The following is a 20,198-nucleotide window of genomic DNA, read 5'->3' on the forward strand; positions in this document are numbered from 1 at the left end:
CTCATCCATGATTGCTTCGAAACCTGTCACCGTGGCCTGTTGCCAGTTGGCGCCGAGCGTGGGGGACCCCGCCCACAATCGACGCACCAGCGAACGGGCCATACGCACCGCCGCACTGCGGGGCGCACAGGTGATCGTATTGCCCGAACTGGCGCAGAGCGGCTACGTGTTCCGCGACCTGGCTGAGGCGCTTGCGCTTTCCGAAACGCAGGAAGGTCCGACGCTACAGCTGTGGCAGGGACTGGCGCGGGAGTTGGGCATCGTCATCGTTGGCGGCTTCTGCGAGCGGCTGGATGGTGACCGGGTAGCCAACAGCGCAGCACTGGTTGATGCCACTGGCGTGCGTACGGTCTATCGCAAGGCTCATCTGTGGGACGGCGAAAACGCCATCTTCACCGCTGGCAATGACGCGCCGCCGGTCGTTGAAACGGCCTTCGGGCTGATCGCGGTGATGATCTGCTACGACCTGGAGTTTCCCGAATGGGTGCGCCTGCCCGCCCTGGCCGGTGCCGAACTGCTGTGCGCCCCGGTGAACTGGCCCTGGGGTCCTCGCCCGAACCAGGAGCGCCCGGCGGAAGTGGTTCGCGTACAGGCCAACGCGTCGGTCAACCGACTGTTCATCGCCGCATGCGACCGACACGGCAACGAACGCGGAGTGGACTGGGTACAAGGCTCGGTGATCGTCGATGCGGATGGCTTCCCGCAAGCGGGTCCGGCAGAGGACGGCGGCGAGCAGATACTACTGGCCACGCTGAACCTGGCAGAAGCACGAAACAAGCGAATCAGTCGCCACAACCATCTCCACCAGGACCGCCGCCCCCGCCTCTATGACAAACAAGGGTTGCTGGGCACATGAGCGCAGCCAACCCGCCTTCTGGCCTGCGGGCAATCGTCAGCCTCGGGTCGATCGCGGCCGCACGGCTGCTTCTTCTCCCCGAAGCAGCCGTGCGCCCCGCGTTCAGATGTCCGTGATGCGCGCCAGTCCACCGGATTTCCCGGCCAGCTCTTCCCGAGCCCTGCGGCGGGAGACGAGCAGGCCGGAACAGACCACGACGAGGGTCAGCAAACCGGTGGCGATGACTTCGATGCGGTGGTCGGGGCGGAAGAACATGACCACCAGCACGCTGAGGATGAAGGCGATCACCCCCCAGGTCAGCCACGGGAACAGCCACATGCGGTACTGGATGGCCTTGCCCTCGGCGGTCAGGCGCTTGCGCATGCGCAGTTGGGAAATCGCGATCACCAGATAGACCAGCAAGGCGATGGCGCCGGAGCTGGCCATGAGGAAGCCGAACACCTTGGATGGAACCAGGTAGTTGGCGATCACGGTCAGGAACGCCGCACCGGTGGAGAACAGCACGGCGTAGATCGGCGTGCCGCTGCTGGTGGTCGCCTGGACGCACGCCGGCGCGTCGCCACGGCGGCTCAGGGAATAGAGCATGCGCGAGGCGGTGTAGAGGGAGGAGTTCAGGCAGCTGGTGACCGAGGTCAGCACCACCACATCGATGAGCGCCTTGGCGTGGGGCACGCCGAGGATCTCCAGTACGGTCGCGTAGGAGCCCTCGCTGGCCAGGCGCGGGTCGGTCCAGGGCACGAGGGCGACGACGATGAAGATCGACAGGATGTAGAACAGCGTGATCCGCCAGATCACCGAATTGGTGGCCTTGGAAATCTGCTTTTCGGCCGCGTCGGATTCGGCGGCGGCAATGGTCACCACTTCGGCGCCGAGGAAGGAGAACATGGTGATCAGCATGGCGCTGAGCACGGCGCCGAAGCCGTTGGGCATGAAGCCGCCGGTATCCCACAGGCGCGAAACGCCACTCACGCCGGTATTGGGCAGCAGGCCGAGGATGGCGCAGGCGCCGAGGATGATGAAGCCGACGATGGCCGCCACCTTCACCAGGGCCAGCCAGAACTCGAATTCCCCATAGTTCTTCACGCTGAACAGGTTGGTCGCGGTGAGCAGCAGGGTGATGGCCAGCGACAGTACCCAGATATCCAGCTGGGGTATCCAGGAGTTGAGGATGGTGGCGGCAATGTTGGCTTCGATGGGGATCACCAGTACCCAGAACCACCAGTACAGCCAGCCGATGGTGTAGCCGGCCCACTTGCCGATGGCATGGTCGGCGTAAGTGGAGAAGGAACCGGTATCCGGCGAGGCGACGGCCATTTCGGCCAGCATGCGCATGACCAGCACCACCAGGGCGCCGGCGAAGATGTAGGCCAGGATGGTAGCGGGGCCGGCTTCGGCGATGGCGCGGCCGGAACCGACGAAGAGGCCGGCGCCGATCACACCGGCGATGGAAAGCATGGTCACGTGGCGGGACTTCAGCCCGTGACTCAGGTTGTTCTTGTCTGTCTGCATGGCATTACCTTTGTTCTTGTCGTGCCCGGAGAACGGCGCGGCTCTCCGTGATCACCTGGCGCGAGCCCAAAAAGCCCGCCCTGCCCCGGCCGGTAGCCGGGGCAGAAACGGGTTGAGCAGGGGACCAGGGGTGACGCTCTAAAGCCTTATGCCAACTCGTCGAAGCACTCGCCGATGATGGCCAGGCCACGCTGCAGGTCGGCATCGCTGACGGTCAGCGGAACCAGGATGCGCAGGACGTTGTAGTAGGTGCCGCAGGAGAGCAGGATCAGGCCCTTCTCGCGCGCCTTGGCCACCACCTTGCCGGTCAGCTCGGCGGCCGGCTTGTTCAGGTCGCCGCCCTCGAACAGTTCCACGGCGACCATGGCGCCGAGGTTGCGTACCTCCACCAGGCTCTTGTGGCGCTCGCCGATCTGGCGCAGGCCGCTGCTGAGGATTTCCCCCACGGACTTGGCGCGATCCAGCAGTTTCTCGCTCTCGAAGGCCTCGATCACCGCCAGGGCGGCGGCGCAGGAAACCGGGCTGCCGGCATAGGTGCCGCCCAGGCCGCCAGGGGCCACGGCGTCCATGACCGCGGCGCGGCCGGCCACGCCCGCCAGGGGGAAGCCGCCGGCGATGGACTTGGCGAAGGTGGTCAGGTCGGCGGCGACGCCCATCTGCTCCATGGCGAAGAAGGTACCGGTACGGCCGGCGCCGGTCTGCACTTCGTCGGCGATCAGCAGGATGCCGTGCTCGTCGCACAGGGCGCGCAGGCGGGCCATGAAGTCCTTCGGCGCCACGTTGAAGCCGCCCTCCCCCTGCACCGGCTCGAGGATGATCGCGGCGATGTCGCGGGGTGCGGCGTCGTTCTTGAAGATGCGCTCGATGCTGGCCAGGGATTCGTCGACCGACACGCCGTGGAGCGCGTTCGGGTACTGGGCGCGGAACACGCCGCCGGGCATCAGGCCCAGGCCCGCGGAGTACGGCACCACCTTGCCGGTCAGCGACAGGGTGTACTGGGTGCGGCCGTGATAGGCGCCGGTGAAGGCGATCACGCCGTTGCGGCCGGTGGCGGCGCGGGCGATCTTGATGGCGTTCTCGACGGCTTCGGCGCCGGTGGTGACCAGCAGGGTCTTCTTCTCGAAGTTGCCCGGCAGCAGCTGATTGATCTTCTCCGCCAGGGCCACGTAGGGCTCATAGCCGAAGACGTGGAAGCAGGTATGGGTCAGCTTGGCCAGCTGCTCCTGCACGGCGGCCATCACCTTCGGGTGCAGGTGGCCGGTGTTCAGCACGGCGATGCCGCCGGCGAAGTCCAGGTACTCACGACCCTCGACATCCCACACGGTGGCGTTCTCGGCGCGCTCGGCGAAGATCTGGTGGATCTGGCCGACGCCACGGGGAATGGCGTCCATGCGGCGTTGTTGCAGGCTCTGGTTGGTATTCATCGTTGACTCCGGTAGTGCGATCGCCCTGCACGGACCGCGGCCCATGCAGGGAAGGTGGATGGTTGGCCGTGCTTACACGCCGAGGCAGAGGTACTTGACCTCGAGGTAGTCCTCGATGCCGTACTTCGAACCTTCGCGGCCCAGGCCCGAGGCCTTGATGCCGCCAAAGGGGGCGACTTCGTTGGAGATGATCCCGGTGTTGACGCCGACGATGCCGTACTCCAGCGCCTCGCCGACACGGAACACACGGGACAGGTCACGGGCATAGAAGTAGGCGGCCAGGCCGTACTCGGTGTCGTTGGACAGGGCGATGACTTCAGCCTCGTCCTTGAAGCGGAACAGCGGCGCCAGCGGGCCGAAGGTCTCGTCCTTGGCCACCAGGGCGTTCTTCGGTACGTCAACCAGGATGGTCGGCTCGAAGAAGGTGCCGCCCAGGGCGTGCGGCTTGCCGCCGGCGACCACCCTGGCGCCTTTGGAAACGGCGTCGTCGATATGCAGCTGGACCTTGGCCACGGCCTTGGCGTCGATCAGCGGACCGGTGGTGATGCCCTGCTCCAGGCCGTTGCCGATGTTCAGCCTGGCCACGGCGGCCTGCAGCTTCTCGACGAAGGCGTCGTACACGCCGTCCTGGATGTACAGGCGGTTGGCACAGACGCAGGTCTGGCCGTTGTTGCGGTACTTGGACACCAGGGCGCCTTCGACGGCGGCGTCCAGGTCGGCATCGTCGAACACGATGAAGGGCGCATTGCCGCCCAGTTCCAGGGACACCTTCTTGATGTCCTTGGCGCATTCGGCCATCAGCTGGCGACCGATTTCGGTCGAGCCGGTGAAGGTCAGCTTGCGCACGATCGGGTTGCCGGTCAGCTCACCACCGATTGCACCGGCATTGCCGGTGACGACGCTGAACACGCCTTTCGGAATACCGGCGCGCTCGGCCAACTCGGCCAGGGCCAGGGCGGAGTAAGGGGTCTGCAAGGCGGGCTTGAGCACCATGGTGCAGCCGGCGGCCAGGGCCGGGCCGGCCTTGCGGGTGATCATCGCGGAGGGGAAGTTCCACGGGGTGATGGCCGCGGTCACGCCGATCGGCTGCTTGATCACCATCAGGCGCTTGTCCGGCTGGTGGCCGGGGATCATGTCCCCGTAGACGCGCTTGGCTTCTTCGCCGAACCACTCGAGGAAGGAGGCGGCGTAGGCGATCTCGCCCTTGGCTTCGGCCAGCGGCTTGCCCTGCTCGATGGTCATCAGGCGAGCCAGGTCGTCCTGGTTCTCGATCATCAGGTCGAACCAGCGGCGCAGCTTGTTGGCGCGTTCCTTGGCGGTCAGCGCACGCCAGGCCGGCAGGGCCTTGTCGGCGGCTTCGATGGCGCGACGGGTCTCGGCGGCGCCCATCATCGGCACGCTGCCGATGATCTCGTGGGTGGCCGGATTGCTGACCTGGACGGTCTGGCCGTTGTCGGCATCGACCCAGGCGCCATCGATGTAGGCCTGCTGGCGGAACAGAGTGGGATCTTTGAGTTGCACGCGTGTCATCCTCGGGGTTGGACGGCGGTGACGTCGGCTCAGCCGGCGGCCCGCTGCTTGTTATCGGTGGCCTTGACGGTGAAGCCGGCCTGGCTGCCGTCGATCTGCTCGCGAACCTTGCCAACGATGTAGGCGCCGATGGGGATCGCCGAGGTCGCAGCGGGCGACGGTGCGTTGCACACGTTCATGCTGCGCGGGGTGTTCACGAAGAGGAAATCGTCGATCAGCTTGCCGTCGCGGGACACTGCCTGGGCGCGAACACCCGCCGGGTAGGCAGTGAGGTCGGCCTTGGTGATGCTCGGGCAGTACTTCTGCACTTCCTTGAGGTAGCCGCCCTTGAACAGGGAGTTCTTCATCTCGATCAGGCCAGGGCGCAGGTTCTTCGCCAGCACCTTGAGGATGCCGGGGGACGTCAGGGTCTCGAACAGGTCGGCGACGGAGATATCGGACTTGCGGTAGCCCTCGCGCTTCATGGCCAGCACCGCATTCGGGCCGACGGTGACGGTGCCATCGATCATCCGCGTCAGGTGCACGCCGAGGAACGGCATGGACGGGTCCGGAATCGGGTAGATCAGGTGGTTGACGATCTGGTTGTGCTGCTTGGGCAGCAGGTAGTACTCGCCGCGGAACGGGCAGATGATGAAGTTCGGCTCGATGCCGAGCATGCGCACCACGCGGTCGGCCATCAGGCCCGAGCAAGTGATGAGGTAACGACCGTGGAATTCGTCGCTGCCCGTGCGCACCACCACTTCGTCGGCGCGCTCGTCGAGCCCGGTGACTTCGGCGTTGTAGCGGATCTCGCCACCGGCGTCCTGGAACTCGCGGCCCATGGCGGCGGTGACTTCGGCGTAGCTGACGATGCCGCTGGAGGGCACGAAGATGCCACCCATGCCGACGATGTTCGGCTCACGCTCGCGCAGTTCGGCGGCGGACAGCCAGGAACGCTCCAGGCCATTGGCGGCGGTGCGTTCCCAGAGCGCCTTCATGCGCTCCATTTCCAGCTCGTTGGTGGCCACCAGCAGCTTGCCGCATTCGTCGAAACGGATGCCGTGCTTGTTGCAGAAGGCCTTGGTGGCCTTGTTGCCTTCCAGGCAGAAGCGCGCCTTGAGGCTGCCCGGCGTGTAGTAGACGCCGGCATGGATCACGCCGCTGTTGTGGCCGGTCTGGTGCCGGGCCGGGCCGGATTCCTTCTCCAGCAGGAGAATCCTGGCGTCCGGGTAAACCTGGGTCAGCTGCATGGCCGTGGACATGCCCACGATGCCGCCGCCGATGATGATGAAATCGTACACAGCCATTACCTCGCGCCGGGGCGCTGCAAATCGATACGCGGTCCGCATCGGCCCAGCCGCCTCGATGGCGGGGCCGACGTTTCCAGACACGGCGAAGAGCCGCCCGGGGCGGCCCTCCAGCCTGCTTGCCTGATTACTGACCGCGCAGGTAGCGCGGCTTCTGGTAGCTAATGTAGCCACGCTGGCGCATCAGTTCGCGGCGCAGCCCTTCGTGCGGGGTGAAACGGTCGCGGCCATGCAGCCAGAACAGGTTGTTGATCAGCAGGAAGCTACCCACCGGCACCGGCACCGACAGCTTCTGCGCGCTGCCCTCGAGGGATTCGGACAGCGCGTTCAGCCAGATGCCCTCCTCGAAGTTGGCCGGCTGCACGAACTGGTCGATGTAGCGCATGGTCGGGCGGCCTTCGGCGTCGGTATCGAACACCGGATGGAACACGTCCTCGGTGACGTTCTTGCTCGGCGGCGCGGTCCAGCGCATGTCGCGGCGGGCCAGCGGGTGGCGGAAGAACTCGTCGCACTGCTCCCAGTCGTCCAGGTGCAGCAGCAGGGAGTTGCCGCCTTCCATGTTCTTCTCGTCGATCTTCAGCATCAACACGTAGTCGGTGATCTGGTTGACGAAGGTGCCGTCGTTGTGCAGCTCCATGACGCGGTGCGGCTGGCGCAGGTAGCTGTCGGAATTGTCGGTGTTGACCACCACGAAGCGTGCGTAGAACTGGCCGCTCATGGCGTCGTAGTTGGAGCGGCCGATCAGGTGGGCGCAGGCGGTGGTGAATTTCACCATGTCCTCGGCCTGGCTCACGTCATCCAGGCCGACGGGCTTGATCAGCATGCCGCCGGTAGAACGACCGAGGATGGTGTTCAGCAGCACCGGGCGCAGGGTGCCTTCGCAAAGCTGGTCGAGGATCTCACCGAAACGGAAGCGCAGGAAGGATTTGTACTCCAGCGCCTGGACCGGCCACTCGGCCACGGCCTTGACGAAGGCGTCGACGGTTTCGCGGGCGAAGGTCAACTCCAACAGGCGGGGCGACTGCTTCGAGGGGGCGACGGTGTAACCCCGGGTCTCGTGCGGCAGCGGCATCACAAGGTCCTCGATCTTCGTAAAGGCGTTCATGGCGGTGTCCTGGCATAGGGGATGGATTGGGCCGTCCAGCAATGACCTGGATCAGGCGGGCGATCAAAAAATATCGCCATCAAAACAAAATGTCTACATTTTTATAAAACGAATTCAATTCTCTAATCTGTCTATTGTTTTTCGTCCATACGACGTTTCGGTATGATCCGCAAAACGCTTTGAGGAACAGGACTTTGGAAGCTCTCGCTCCCCGTCAAAACTCGGCATTCAGCGGGTATGAGTGGCTCAAGCAGGACATCATCCGCGGGGTGTTCAAGCCCGGTGAAAAGCTGCTGATGAGCGCCCTGAAAGAGCGCTATGACCTGGGCGTCGGCCCCCTGCGCGAAGCCCTTTCGCAGCTGGTGGCGGAAAAACTGGTGGTCGCCATCAGCCAGAAGGGCTACCGCGTGGCGCCCATGTCCCTGGAAGAGATGCAGGACATCTACGATGCCCGCGCCAATCTCGAGGCGATGATCGTCGGCCTCGCCATCGAACGCGGCGACGATGCCTGGGAAGCCTCGGTGCTGGCCCAGTCCCACACCCTGGCGAAGGTGATGGAAGTGAAGACCCGCGAGCAGCGCCTGGACGTCTGGGACCAGCGCCACAAGGCCTTTCACACCGCCATCGCCTCCGGCTGCGGCTCCAAGCACCTGTTGCAGGCGCGCACCTACCTGTTCGACCAGGCCGAGCGCTATCGCCATCTGTGGCTGACCCAAACGGTGTTCTCCGAACAGGCCCTTGAGCTCAAGCGCCAGGAGCACGCCGCGCTGGTCGACGCCATCCTCACCCGCGACGCCAAGCGCGCCAGCGAGATGATGCGCACCCACCTGATGACCCCGGTGCCGATCATCGCCCAGATCATGCAGGCGAACGGCACACGCTGAGCCCCTGCGGGCTGGGTACACGCTCAATCGCGATAGCTCGAGGCGCCGCTTCGCATCGCGATTGAAACCACGCCCCTTCGCCCGATCCGCGTCCCAGAGCGCCTGTGCATCCAGGCGCAAAAAGCCGTACACCCAACGGCAATCCCGCCCGACCGACTTTCCTTACCGTCTTGGAGCCTCCCAACTCCAACAACAAGAAAGGTACGGTCATGGCTGGAGCACTCTCGAACCACGAATCATCCCCTGAACAGTCCCATTCCCAGGGCGCGGTCCCGGACTCGCAACGGCTCGGCCGCGGCTCCCTGACCATGGCCTGGTGGGGCATCTGCAGCGCAATGTTCTACCTGGTGGTGGCCGCCGCCCTGGCCATGGGCTACGGCACGCTGAACGCCATCATCGGCCTGGTGCTGTCGGTGATCAGCTACGGCCTGATCAACGCCGTCATCAGCCGCCACGCCATCGCCACCGGCCTGTCGGTGGCGCAGTTCTCCCAGGTGCTGTTCGGCCGCACCGGCGCCGCGCTGGCCACGCTGGTGTTCAGCGCCACGGCCATCTACTACGCGGTCTTCGAAGGCTCGGTGATGGCGGTAGCGCTGCATCGCTACCTGCCGGGCCTCGAACTGCATGCCGCATTCCTGCTGGTAGTGGTCTACAGCGTGCTGCTGATCTTCGGCAATGCCCTGCGCTGGCTGGACAAGCTCAACGGCGTACTGCTGCCCTTCTACCTGCTCGGGCTGGTGGCGGCGGTGGTCATGGCCATCGGCGAATACGGCTACTCCTCCGCCTGGCTGGCCCTGGCGCCCGAGGGCGGACCGGTGCCCCACGGCTGGTGGAACTGCTTCACCTACTTCATGGGCGTCTGGGTGCTGATGATGTACACCTGGGACTACGCCCGCTTCGGCCGCCAGGAAGACAGCCGCTACCACGCGCGAATCAACTTCGGCATGCCCTTCTACTGCGTGGCCTTCCTGCTCAACGGCCTGGTGGGCATCTTCCTCGCCGCGACCATCCCCACCGAGGGCGGGTTGAGCGAGGTCTCGGTGGTCCTGGCGATCGTCCAGTTGATGGGGCTGGGCGGCCTGCTCTTCGTCTGGATCAGCCAGACCCGCATCAACACCGGCAACTTCTTCCTCGCCGCCACCAACCTGCAGGCGTTCGCCGGTCACCTCGGCCTGGCCCAGGTTCCCTACGTGGCCTGGGCGCTGCTGGCCGGCGCGCTGGTCTACCTGCTGATGCTGTTCGACGTGTTCAGCTACATCCTCCAGGCACTGGCCTACCAGAGCCTGCTGATCGTCGGCTGGGTCGCCATCGCCCTCGCCCACCTGCTGGTCACCCGCAACACCCGCTATCGGCTCGACGGCCTGCCCGCCTTCCGGGCCAGGGGCCTGTTCGCCTGGCTGGTTTCCGCCGCCGCGGGCATCGGCCTGCACCTGTGCGGTGTCGCCGAACTGGCCACCGCCTCGGCGCCGGCCGCCTTCCTCGTGGCCTTCCTCGGCTATCTCGCGCCCCTGCTGTCGCGCCGCGCCCAGCCCCAGGGCGACCTGGGCTGATCTTCGGCCGCCCGGCGGGCGGCCCCTCCCTGCAAGCGAACGTTTCTACAACCACAAGAACATCTGGAGCGGTTCATGCACCCGCAACGCACTCGGCTTATCTCGATTTTCGCCACGCTGTCCGTCCTCGCCCTCGGCCTGGGGCAGCCCGCCGACGCCGTGGAAATCACCGACAACCTCGACCTCGGCGGCGCCCTGCGCGGGCGTCTGGACCATGACCCCGACCGCGACATTTCCGAGTTCAGCTTCGACACCTTCTTCCTCACCGCCGACTACCACTCCGACAGCTGGATAGCGGCCGCCAAATACCGCTTCTACGGTGGCGACTACCCCTACGACTACACCGACCGGGTGGGCGATATCGCCTTCGCCGAATACGCCTGGGTCGGCTACCGCTTCACCCCCGAACAGCAGCTGCAGGTCGGCCAGACCGCCATCCCCTTCGGCCTGTCGCCCTACTTCGGCAGCACCTTCTTCGAGACCCTGGGCAACGTGATCGGCCTGGAAGACACCCAGGACATCGGCTTCAAGTACCTTGCCCGGCACGGCAGCTGGGACCTGCAGGCGGCGTACTACCCCATCCCCGCCGAGCAGGGCCGCGGCACCAGCCGGGGTGGTCGCACCTACGGCACCAGTGTCGCCAGCGCCGATGACTACGTGGTGGACGGCAGCGACAACCACGAGCAGGACATCCTCGTCGGCCGCCTGGCGCGGACCTACCAGGCCGGCGACTGGAGCGGCGAGGCTGGCGTTTCGCTGCTGGCCTCCACCCTGGACAACCAGGACACCGGCCGCGACGGCCATCGCACCGCCGCAGCCCTGCACGCTACCGCGCAGAACGGTCCCTGGGGCTTCCAGGTCCAGGCCGCGCGCCAGCAGATAACCCCGGAGAATCCCGGCGACGACCGCCTGGTGAGCTTCGGCAGCTTCGACGGCACCTTCAACGTCGCCGCCAAGGGCAACCTCTACGTGGCGGACCTCAGCTACAGCCTGCCCGGCCAGTACGGCTGGTTCTCGGGCGTCAAGCTCTACGCCAACTACAGCCTGTTCGACAAGGACGAGTCGGACTTCCGCGACTCCCAGCGTTTCATCGCCGGCAGCTCCTTCACCCTCGGCCCGTTGTGGATCGCCCTGGAATGGCTGCACGGCAGGAACGACCCGTACATCGGCGGCGGCAGCTACACCCAGAGCCTGGGTGCGGGCGGCACCGACCACTGGGAGAACCAGCTGTACAGCAACATCGGTTACTACTTCTGAGGCGCGCCCGGGCAGCTGACATGCGCCTTCACAAGCGATGTCGGCGCCCGTCCCGCGCCTGGATCCGCGCGTTCGCCCCCGCCTCGCGGGGGCATCCCCTCGCTGCCTGCTCGCTCGCCTGCGCAGTGCGCCAGAACGCAACAACCAGTGCACCCAGCGACAAGCCAGCCGCCCCCGCCGGCCGTAGCGTATGCAGCAAGGGTCGTACACGAACGACCCTCACCCGAAACATAAAAACAAGCGTTGGTGCCCCATGAAAACAGTTGATCCCATCACTCTCGCGGTCGTTCGCGGCGCGCTGGAAACAGCGCAGCGCGAGATGACCCTGACCCTGGAAAAGACCGGCCGATCCAGTGTGTTCAACCTGGCCCATGACTATTCCAATTCCCTGTTCGACCACCTCCCCGAGATGATCCTCCAGGGCCAGGACATTCCGATCCACCTGGGCTCGCTGATTCCCGCCATGAAGTGCGTGGCCGGCTTCTTTGGCGACGACATCGCCGAAGGCGACGTGATCTACCACAACGACCCGGCCTACAAGGGCAGCCACATCCTCGACTGCTGCATGTACAAGCCGGTGTTCTACAAGGGCGAACTGGTGTTCTGGACCGTCTGCAAGGGCCACCTCACCGACATCGGCGGCCCGGTGCCGGCCGGCTACAACCCCGACGCCAAGGAAATCTACGCCGAGGGCCTGCGCATCCCGCCGGTCAAGCTGTGGGAAAAGGGCAAGCGTCGCGAAGACGTGATCAACCTGATGCTCACCAACATGCGCGCCCGGCCCTACCAGGAAGGCGACCTCAACGCCCAGTACGGCGCCTGCAAGGTCGGCGAGCGCCATCTGCTGGAGCTGCTCGACAAGTACGGCGTCGAACAGGTCCGCGCCTGCATCGCCGAGCTGAAGAACATGGCCGACCGTCACATGCGCGCCCTGCTGCGCGACGTGCCGGACGGTCACTACAGCGGCACTGCCGTGCTCGAGGACTCCGGCCACGGCCTGGGCGAACTGGCCATCACCGCCCACGTGGAAATCCGCGGCGACGAGGCCCACATCCGCATCGAGAGCCCGCCCCAGGTGCCCTACTTCATCAACTCCTATGAGGGCAACTCGGTCTCCGGCGTCTACCTCGGGCTGATGATGTTCGCCCAGGTCGCCCCGCCCTATAACGAAGGCCTGTACCGCTGCGTCAGCGTCGACGTCGGCCCCCGGGGCACCCTGTGCAACGCCCAGGAACCCGCACCCCACGTCAACTGCACCACCACGCCGATGGAAACCCTGGCCGACGCCGTGCGCCTGGCGCTGGAGCAGGCCTCGCCGCAGCGCGTCACCGCCTCCTGGGGGCATGCCAGCGGCATCAACATCGCCGGCCTGGACCCGCGCAACGCCAACAGCGAATACGTGACCATGGTGCTGGCCTCGATCATCGCCGGCGCGGGCGCCAACAAGGTGATGGACGGCTGGCACGCCTGCGGTCCGCTGTGCTGCTTTGGCGCCCTGATGAGCGGCGATATCGAGTTGCTGGAGCATGCCTACCCGGTGCTGATCCACCGCTACAGCCTGATGGCCGACAGTGGTGGCGCCGGTGAATTCCGCGGCGGCTCCGGCACCCGCCTGGAGATCGAACCGCTGGAGCACGCCATGACCGTGGTCGGCTTCGGCGAAGGCCGCCAGTTGCCCACCGCCGGCGCCGCCGGGGCGCGCAACGCGATGCCCGAACCCAAGCTGGGCCGCCTGATCCATCGCCGTGCCGACGGCGAAGAGGACCACTACGTACAGAACCCGATGCTCACCATCCAGCCCGGCGAGCGGATCATCAACATCAACCCCGGTGGCGGCGGCTACGGCGACCCATTGCGCCGCCCGGTGGCGGCGGTCCTGCAGGACGTCCGCAATGGCCTGGTCTCGCCCCAGGGCGCGGCCCTGGAGTACGGCGTGATCCTCGACGCCGAAGGCCACCTCGACGAAACCGCCACCCGCGCCGCCCGCGGCCAGTTCTGACCGGAGATCCGACATGCGCAACCAATATCGCCTGGGCATCGACGCCGGCGGCACCTTCACCGACTTCATCCTGGCCGACCGCGACGGCGGCGTGCAGCTGTTCAAGGCACCTTCCACCCCGCAGGACGGCACCCTGGCCATCCGCGCCGGCCTGGCGCAGATCGCCGACGCCACCGGCCGCACCCCGGCGGAGATCATTGCCAACTGCGACCTGTGCATCAACGGCACCACCGTCGCCCTCAACGCGCTGATCGAACGCACCGGCGTGAAGGTCGGCCTGCTCTGCACCGCCGGCCACGAAGACAGCCTGGAAATCCGCCTCGGCCACAAGGAAGAAGGCCACCGCTACGACGCCCACTACCCGCCGGCGGACATGCTGGTGCCACGCCACCTGCGCCGCCCCGTCGGCGGCCGCATCCTCGGCGACGGCCGCGAGCACAGCCCCCTGGACGAACGCGCGATACACGATGCCATCGACTACTTCCGCGCCGAGGGCGTGGAGGCCGTGGCCATCTCCTTCGTCTGGTCGGTGCGCAACCCCAGCCATGAGAAGCGCGCCGCCGAACTGGTGCGCGCCGCGCTGCCGGGCGTGTTCGTCTGCACCGGCTACGAAGTCTTCCCGCAGATCCGCGAGTACACCCGCACCTCCACCACCGTGGTCAACGCCTACCTGAGCCCGGTGATGGCGCGCTACGTCGAGCGCATCGACGCACTGTTCGAGGAGCTCGGCACCCAGCAGCCGGTGCGCTACTTCCAGTCCAACGGCGGCCTGGCGCCGGGCAACGTGATGCGCGAGCGGGCGGTGAACGCCATCAACTCCGGCCCGGCCTCCGCGCCCCAGGCCGGCCTCTCGGTGGCGCGCCCCTTCGGCATCGACAACATCATCACCGTGGACATGGGCGGCACCTCCTTCGACATCACCCTGACCAACGCCGGGCGCACCAACTTCAGCAAGGACGTGGACTTCCTCCGCCAGCGCATCGGCGTGCCGATGATCCAGGTGGAAACCCTCGGCGCCGGCGGCGGCTCCATCGCCCACCTCGACGAGTTCGGCATGCTCCAGGTCGGCCCGCGCAGCGCCGGCGCCAAGCCGGGCCCGGTGTGCTATGGCAAGGGCGGCAGCGAACCGACCGTGACCGATGCCAACCTGGCCCTGGGCTACCTGCCGGACGGCGCCCTGCTCGGCGGCACCATCCGCCTGAACCGCCAGGCCGCGCTGGACGCCATCCGGCAGAAGATCGCCGATCCACTGGGCATCAGCATCGAACGCGCAGCCTTCGGCATCACCACCCTGGTCAACCTGAACATGGTCAACGGCATCCGCCGGGTGTCCATCGAACGTGGCCACGACCCGCGCGACTTCGCCCTGATCGGCGCCGGCGGCGCGGCGGGCATGCACGTGGTGCGCCTGGCCGAGGAAATCGGCATCCAGACCGTGCTGATCCCCAAGGTCGCCTCCGGTCTGTGCGCCTTCGGCCAGATCCTCTCCGACGTGCGCTATGACCAGCTGACCACCCTGCCGATGCGCCTGGACGCCGGGCACGTCGATCTGGAGCAGCTCAACCGCGCCCTGGCCGACCTGCGCCAGCAAGGCCTGGTCAACCTGCGCGACGACGGCTTCGGCGACGAAAGCAGCAGCTGCCACTACACCCTGGAAATGCGCTACCTCGGGCAGATCCACGAGTGCAGCGTGGAACTGGAGGCGCACCAGCTCGACGAGGCTGGCCTGGCCGCCCTCTGCGAGTCCTTCCACGACCGCCACCAGAAGCTGTTCTCCTACAGCGAACGCGAAAGCCCGGTGGAACTGGTCAACCTGGAGTGCTCGGTGATCGGCCACCTGCCGCGTCCGCCGCAACTCGAACTGCAAGGCCCGGCCAACCCGCCGCCGGCGGTTCCGGACAGCCTGCGTCCGATGCTGTTCAGCGCCGACGGCGAGTTCCAGTCAACCGCCGTGTTCAACGGCAACCGCCTGCAGTCGGGCCAGACGGTCCAGGGCCCCTGCGTGATCGAGGAGGACACCACCAACATCGTGGTTCCACCGCTCTGGCAGGCGACGCTCGAACCTTCCGCCACTTACCGGGTGACGCGCTGCGCTTGATGCAGTCCTGAATCACGCGGATCATTGGCCGACACACAGCGCGGCAGGCTCGACCTGCCGCGCTGTCCTCACAAGAGCAATAAGCACGAGGACACGCCATGCCCCATGAGTTGTCGACCGCCCGCTGGTCGCAGCATGAACGCCAGGCGCGCTGGGCCGAGGCAATCAGCAGTACCTACTTCCCGCTGTCGCTGCAATTCGACGGCGAGCAGCCCTTCGACGGCCACCTGCAGGTGTGGGACACCCCCAGCAGCCCCGTCAGCCTGTCCCGCCTGCGCTCCAGCACGCTGGGCTATTCGCGCAGCAAGGTGCAAGCCGGCGAAGACCGCGAAGCCTTCTACCTGGTCACCGTGCCCCGCTGTACCGACGTGCATTTCGAACAGGACGGCCGACAGCTGAGCTGCTCCCCTGGCGGCTTCATCGTCGAACGCGGCGACGCGCCCTACCGCTTCCATTACGCTGCCCAGAACGATCTCTGGGTGCTCAAGCTCCCCGAACGTGCGCTCAAGGGCCAACTGCGCGGGCCCGAGCGTTACACCCGCTACTGCTTCGATGCCGAGCGAGGCCTGGGCCGGCTGTTCGTCGAGCAGCTGGCGTTGTGCGCCACCCACTTCGACGCCTGCCCGCCCACCGCCCACCACCTGTTGCTGGAACAGACCCTGTCCATCCTGCTGCTGGCGCTGCAACAGGACGAGCGCGTGCTCAACAGCGAAAGCTCCAGCCTCAGCGCCCTGCACCTGCAACGGGTCGAACAGTTCGTAGCGCAGAACCTGGGCGACCCGAACCTCTCCCCGCAATCCATCGCCAACGCCTGCGGCCTGTCGCTGCGCTACCTGCACAAGCTCTTCGCCGCCACGCCCTACACCTTGGGCGAATGGGTGCGCCAGCAACGCCTGGAAGCCGTGCATCGCCAATTGCGCGACCCGCACTGCCACCTCTCCATCGGCGAACTGGCGTATCACTGGGGTTTCAACGATCAGGCCCAGTTCACTCGGGCCTTCCGCCAGCGGTTCGGCTGCACCGCCCGCGAAGTGCGCGGCGCACACGCCCACTGATCCCGAATGCTGCGAACCACCACGGGGCATTCGCCAGGACAAGCAAGTGCCCCTTCGGGTCGATGACCGCGGGTGACGAGGGCTGGCCAGCGGCCGCCAGGAAACGGCAGACTGTCCATGAAGTTCCAGGAGCCCGCTATGGACAGCCACAGCCCGCCCACCCTGCGCACCGCGCGTTTGCTGCTCACGCCCATTCAACTCACCGATGCGCCAGCCATCCAACGCCTGTTCCCGCACTGGGAAGTAGTGCGCTACCTGGACCGCCGCGTGCCCTGGCCTTATCCGGCCGACGGCGCGCGGGTCTATGTGCGCGACGTGGTGCTGCCAGCCATGGCCCGTGGCGAGGAGTGGCACTGGATGATTCGTTTGAACAGCGAGCCGGAAGGCGCCATTGGCAGCATTTCGCTCTTCGATCAGCCCGGCAACCATCGCGGCTTCTGGCTGGCGCCAGCGTGGCAGGGCCAGGGCTACATGAGCGAGGCCTGCGAAGCGGTCAATCGCTTCTGGTTCGTGACGCTGGGGCGCCCGCTGATGCAAGTGCCGAAGGCCATCGTCAACGAAGGGTCGAGGCGTATCTCCGAGCGCGAAGGCATGCGCCGGGTGGGCCGCGACGAAGGTCACTTCGTCAGTGGCGTGCTGCCACGGGAAACCTGGGAGCTGACCCGCGAAGAGTGGCTGGCGCGCCATGCAGCCGACTGAACAGGCCTGGCAGGGCGAACTCTGGCTCGGTGCGGACTTCTGCCTCGTCGCCGGCACCACCGGCCACGCGCGGCCCCACGCCCACTATGCGCACCAGGTGCTGATGGCCCGCGCGGGCGATGTGAAGGTGCTGATCGATGAGCAACCCTGGCAGGGGCCTTTACTGATCATCGCCTCGAACCAGCGCCATGCGATTCTCGACAGCCACCAGCACGCCGTCACGCTGTTCGCCGAGCCGCTGGCCTTCACGCTGGACGACCTTGAAAGCGTCTGCCGGCAAACCGGACCGAACCTGGAAGCCCTCGCCGCGCAATTGCGGGCACTGCCCCGGCGCGAGCTCGATCCACGCCTGGAAAAGGCGCTGCAACGGCTCCGCGCGCTGGATGACGGCGCCCTGCCCGCCCAGTCCCTGGCCGAGGAAGCCTCACTCTCGCTGAGCCAGCTGGAGCGGCTGTTCAGCGGCACGCTGGGTCTGTCGGTGCGTCGCCTGGTGCTCTGGCAGCGGCTACGCCAGGCGCTGCGGCTGGCCATGGCCGGCGACAGCCTGACCAGCGCAGCCATCGCGGCGGGCTTCGCCGACTCCGCGCACTTCTCCCGCAGCGTGCGCAGCCAGTTTGGCATTCGCGCCGACCTGACGCTGCGCCAGTTGAAGCTGCGCCTACTCGATTAGCGCGCGACGCAGCTCTGCCGACAATTGCGGGGGCAACGCTGCCGCCTGATGTGCTGCATCGACACGGCGAAACGGCTCGGCGAGTTGCGCGAGGTACCCCACCGGATAGTCGGGGCGGTCACCGATCCCCAGGTCGTCCTCCGCCAGCCGGTAGTCCGGCAGGTACAGCGCGGTACCCAGCAGGCGATCCCAGAAACTGAAGAACAGCGCGAAATTCACATCCCCCGCCGTGCCGTATTTCAGGTGGTGCAGACGATGCAGCGGCGCCCAGGCGAACAGGTGTCGCAATGCGCCGATACGCATGTCGACGTTGCTGTGCTGCAGCAGCAACTGGATGGCGATGGCGAACGCCAGCAGCGCCGCAACCTCCACGGGAATCCCCAGCAACAGCAATGGCAGCGTGCCGCCCAAGGCTTCGAGCGCCTGGTGCAGAGGGTGCTTCATCAGCCCGTTGAAGCCGTACATCCGCGCGACGCTGTGGTGCACTGCATGCAGGCGCCACAGCAGCGGCGAACGGTGGCTGGCGTAGTGAACCAGAGTGATGCCGAGATCAGCGATCAACAGCGCCGCCAGCAACTGCAACGCCAACGGCCAGCCGCTGGGCCACCACCCGAAGTGCGGCAGCCACAGGGCGACAAGCGGGATCGCGGCAATCCCCAGGGCGTTCAGCGTCTCATTGACCAGCGCATGCAACAGGTCGCGGCCACCATCCCCGTGGCTCTCGTTCCAGGCGGCTCGATAGGGCCGGAGCCGCTCCGCCAGGAACGCCAGCAGGATCGCCAGCGGCAACAGCGCCGGCAGGCAGATCAGTGACACGCCTTCGCCAACCAGGTACAGGGCAAAGCCGATGAAACCGAAGAAGAACGCAGGGGCGTAGAGGTATCGCATGGGGCAACTCCAGTGCAGTGGGAGTCGCCAGTGTTGCCGCCGCGCCGTCAGCCGCGCTTGAACAATCTGCGCATGTTCCCTGCTCAGCGCCGCCAGGCACACCCCAGTGCGCTGAGCGCCAGGATCAGCGCCGCGCCCGCGTAGGCCCAGAACGCCGGCACCTGCGGCAACAGTACGCCGGCGAGGATTGGCCCGAGTCCCGCGCCGATGTCGCGCCACACGGCGTTGCCAGCCAATGCCTGGATGCGCGCCTGAGGGTTGCGCTGCGCCACCAGCGTCACCACCAGCGGCAATTGCAGCGCGCGCAGCACCAGCACGAAGAAGGCGCCGACGAACAGCCAGTAGCTGCCGAACAGTAACAGTGCCAGCGAGGTGGCCAGCGACAGCACGACCAGCATGCGCAGCGCGCCGAAACGATCGGCCAGGCGCCCGCCGAAGGGGCTGAAGAGCATCTCGCTGAGGTAACGCACCGCCATCAGGATGCCGGCTACCAGCACGCCGGTGCCGCCCAGGTGCGTCTGCGCGTACAGCGACAGGCCGAAGACGAACAGGCCGTCCAGCGTCACGCCCTCGATGAAGGACCAGGTGGCGATGCTGTCCGGCAGGCGCAGGCGACGCCCGCTGCTGACCGGAATCTGGTGGCCCGTGGCAGGCAGCGCGCGAGCACGCCAGAGCCCGCACAGGGCTGCCACGCACAACACGAAGAACACGCTGCGCGGCCCGAAGGCCTGGGCCATCACCGCGCCCAGCGGCAGGGCCAGCATCGGTCCGATGGACAGGGTCGCCCGCGAACGCCCGGCGCGGCGCGCGGCGCCCTGCGCCTCGGCGGTGGCGAGGGTCTGGGTGCTCAGGTTGAAGGTGGCGAAACACAGGCCCCAGACCAGGCGGAACACCAGCAGCACGGCAAAACCGGAGAGCGTCGCCGAGGCCAGCGCGCAAAGGGCCGTGGCGAACGCGGCAAGGCTGCAGGCGGTGCGGTCACCATGGCGACCGTAGAAGCGCACCACCCAGCCATAACCGACGATGCGCACCAGTCGATTCGCCGCCAGCAGGATGCCCGCTTCCACCAGGGTCACGCCGAAGTCCGCGGCGTACATCGGCAGCAGCAGGTAGAGCAGCACGTCGGCGGGCAGGCACAGGCCGAGCACCTGGGCGGAGTTGCGCGAATCTCGGTCGGCGCGGCGCAGCGGCGCCAGCTCGGCAGCGGACGACATGACAGTCTCGTGACGGCGACGGGGCTCGCAGGATAACCCGGTCCCCGGCCCGCAAGACAAGCCTTGCGCTCGCACCCGCCGTTATCGGTCTGGCCGATGCCCACCTGCGATCAATCGATTGGAACGAAAACGACAAGCCCCCGAGCATGGCCGCACGTTCAAACAACAACAAGG

The 20,198-nt window shown here is 66.6% G+C and carries 16 protein-coding genes; 9 read left to right on the forward strand and 7 right to left on the reverse strand.

From position 1 onward, the window contains the following. Positions 1–7 precede the first annotated feature (7 nt). A complete protein-coding gene (locus tag O6P39_RS15125) occupies positions 8–856 on the forward strand; it encodes a nitrilase family protein (RefSeq protein WP_275607324.1) in 849 nt (282 codons plus the stop codon). 102 nt (positions 857–958) lie between these two features. Here O6P39_RS15125 and gabP read toward each other — a convergent pair whose 3' ends face one another. The 5 genes from gabP to glaH all read right to left on the reverse strand — a co-directional run bounded on the left by gabP (position 959) and on the right by glaH (position 7,710). Further along, entirely contained in the window at positions 959–2,365 is a 1,407-nt protein-coding gene (gene gabP, locus O6P39_RS15130; protein WP_275607325.1) for a GABA permease, read from the reverse strand. A gap of 146 nt (positions 2,366–2,511) precedes the next feature. Beyond that, positions 2,512–3,789: a 4-aminobutyrate--2-oxoglutarate transaminase gene (gene gabT / locus O6P39_RS15135; protein ID WP_275607326.1), complete on the reverse strand. Its 1,278-nt coding sequence runs from the start codon at positions 3,787–3,789 to the stop codon at positions 2,512–2,514. A gap of 72 nt (positions 3,790–3,861) precedes the next feature. Next, positions 3,862–5,310 carry an NADP-dependent succinate-semialdehyde dehydrogenase gene (gene gabD, locus O6P39_RS15140; protein ID WP_275607327.1) on the reverse strand — a complete coding sequence of 483 codons (1,449 nt, stop codon included), beginning with the start codon at positions 5,308–5,310 and terminating at the stop codon, positions 3,862–3,864. Positions 5,311–5,348: 38 nt separating this feature from the next. Further along, entirely contained in the window at positions 5,349–6,599 is a 1,251-nt protein-coding gene (gene lhgO, locus O6P39_RS15145; protein ID WP_275611958.1) for an L-2-hydroxyglutarate oxidase, read from the reverse strand. 133 nt (positions 6,600–6,732) lie between these two features. Next, positions 6,733–7,710, reverse strand: a complete 978-nt coding sequence (gene glaH / locus O6P39_RS15150; protein ID WP_275607328.1) for a glutarate dioxygenase GlaH — start codon at positions 7,708–7,710, stop codon at positions 6,733–6,735. Between the two features lie 194 nt (positions 7,711–7,904). On the opposite strand from glaH, the gene csiR reads away from it, so the two are divergent. The 8 genes from csiR to O6P39_RS15190 all read left to right on the forward strand — a co-directional run bounded on the left by csiR (position 7,905) and on the right by O6P39_RS15190 (position 17,922). Then, positions 7,905–8,594, forward strand: coding sequence for a DNA-binding transcriptional regulator CsiR (gene csiR, locus O6P39_RS15155; RefSeq protein ID WP_275607329.1), 690 nt, complete (start codon positions 7,905–7,907; stop codon positions 8,592–8,594). A 209-nt stretch (positions 8,595–8,803) separates the two neighbouring features. Further along, positions 8,804–10,144 carry an allantoin permease gene (locus tag O6P39_RS15160; RefSeq protein ID WP_275607330.1) on the forward strand — a complete coding sequence of 447 codons (1,341 nt, stop codon included), beginning with the start codon at positions 8,804–8,806 and terminating at the stop codon, positions 10,142–10,144. A gap of 75 nt (positions 10,145–10,219) precedes the next feature. Then, a complete protein-coding gene (locus O6P39_RS15165) occupies positions 10,220–11,401 on the forward strand; it encodes a hypothetical protein (RefSeq protein ID WP_275607331.1) in 1,182 nt (393 codons plus the stop codon). 319 nt (positions 11,402–11,720) lie between these two features. Beyond that, a complete protein-coding gene (locus O6P39_RS15170) occupies positions 11,721–13,400 on the forward strand; it encodes a hydantoinase B/oxoprolinase family protein (protein WP_275611959.1) in 1,680 nt (559 codons plus the stop codon). Positions 13,401–13,413: 13 nt separating this feature from the next. After that, complete coding sequence (locus O6P39_RS15175; RefSeq protein ID WP_275607332.1) at positions 13,414–15,498, forward strand: hydantoinase/oxoprolinase family protein; 2,085 nt, start codon at positions 13,414–13,416, stop codon at positions 15,496–15,498. A 98-nt stretch (positions 15,499–15,596) separates the two neighbouring features. Beyond that, positions 15,597–16,553: a helix-turn-helix domain-containing protein gene (locus tag O6P39_RS15180; RefSeq protein ID WP_275607333.1), complete on the forward strand. Its 957-nt coding sequence runs from the start codon at positions 15,597–15,599 to the stop codon at positions 16,551–16,553. Positions 16,554–16,691: 138 nt separating this feature from the next. Further along, positions 16,692–17,252 (forward strand): GNAT family N-acetyltransferase, encoded by a 561-nt coding sequence (locus O6P39_RS15185; RefSeq protein WP_275607334.1) that lies wholly within the window; start codon positions 16,692–16,694, stop codon positions 17,250–17,252. Continuing rightward, positions 17,239–17,922, forward strand: a complete 684-nt coding sequence (locus tag O6P39_RS15190) for an AraC family transcriptional regulator (RefSeq protein ID WP_275607335.1) — start codon at positions 17,239–17,241, stop codon at positions 17,920–17,922. Before O6P39_RS15185 ends, O6P39_RS15190 begins: the two co-directional genes overlap by 14 nt. On the opposite strand, the gene O6P39_RS15195 is transcribed toward O6P39_RS15190, so the two are convergent. After that, a complete protein-coding gene (locus O6P39_RS15195) occupies positions 17,911–18,810 on the reverse strand; it encodes a sterol desaturase family protein (protein ID WP_275607336.1) in 900 nt (299 codons plus the stop codon). The genes O6P39_RS15190 and O6P39_RS15195 overlap by 12 nt on opposite strands. Positions 18,811–18,893: 83 nt before the next feature. Further along, positions 18,894–20,024, reverse strand: a complete 1,131-nt coding sequence (locus O6P39_RS15200) for an MFS transporter (protein ID WP_275607337.1) — start codon at positions 20,022–20,024, stop codon at positions 18,894–18,896. Positions 20,025–20,198: the final 174 nt, after the last annotated feature.

Source organism: Pseudomonas sp. PSE14, assembly GCF_029203285.1.
Lineage (GTDB): Bacteria > Pseudomonadota > Gammaproteobacteria > Pseudomonadales > Pseudomonadaceae > Pseudomonas.

Coding starts and splice junctions, on each gene's coding strand:
- O6P39_RS15125 (WP_275607324.1), top strand. CDS start 8: ATGATTGCTTCGAAACCTGTCACCGTGGCCTGTTGCCAGTTGGCGCCG.
- gabP (WP_275607325.1), bottom strand. CDS start 2,365: ATGCAGACAGACAAGAACAACCTGAGTCACGGGCTGAAGTCCCGCCAC.
- gabT (WP_275607326.1), bottom strand. CDS start 3,789: ATGAATACCAACCAGAGCCTGCAACAACGCCGCATGGACGCCATTCCC.
- glaH (WP_275607328.1), bottom strand. CDS start 7,710: ATGAACGCCTTTACGAAGATCGAGGACCTTGTGATGCCGCTGCCGCAC.
- O6P39_RS15160 (WP_275607330.1), top strand. CDS start 8,804: ATGGCTGGAGCACTCTCGAACCACGAATCATCCCCTGAACAGTCCCAT.
- O6P39_RS15165 (WP_275607331.1), top strand. CDS start 10,220: ATGCACCCGCAACGCACTCGGCTTATCTCGATTTTCGCCACGCTGTCC.
- O6P39_RS15170 (WP_275611959.1), top strand. CDS start 11,721: ATGACCCTGACCCTGGAAAAGACCGGCCGATCCAGTGTGTTCAACCTG.
- O6P39_RS15175 (WP_275607332.1), top strand. CDS start 13,414: ATGCGCAACCAATATCGCCTGGGCATCGACGCCGGCGGCACCTTCACC.
- O6P39_RS15180 (WP_275607333.1), top strand. CDS start 15,597: ATGCCCCATGAGTTGTCGACCGCCCGCTGGTCGCAGCATGAACGCCAG.
- O6P39_RS15185 (WP_275607334.1), top strand. CDS start 16,692: ATGGACAGCCACAGCCCGCCCACCCTGCGCACCGCGCGTTTGCTGCTC.
- O6P39_RS15190 (WP_275607335.1), top strand. CDS start 17,239: ATGCAGCCGACTGAACAGGCCTGGCAGGGCGAACTCTGGCTCGGTGCG.
- O6P39_RS15195 (WP_275607336.1), bottom strand. CDS start 18,810: ATGCGATACCTCTACGCCCCTGCGTTCTTCTTCGGTTTCATCGGCTTT.
- O6P39_RS15200 (WP_275607337.1), bottom strand. CDS start 20,024: ATGTCGTCCGCTGCCGAGCTGGCGCCGCTGCGCCGCGCCGACCGAGAT.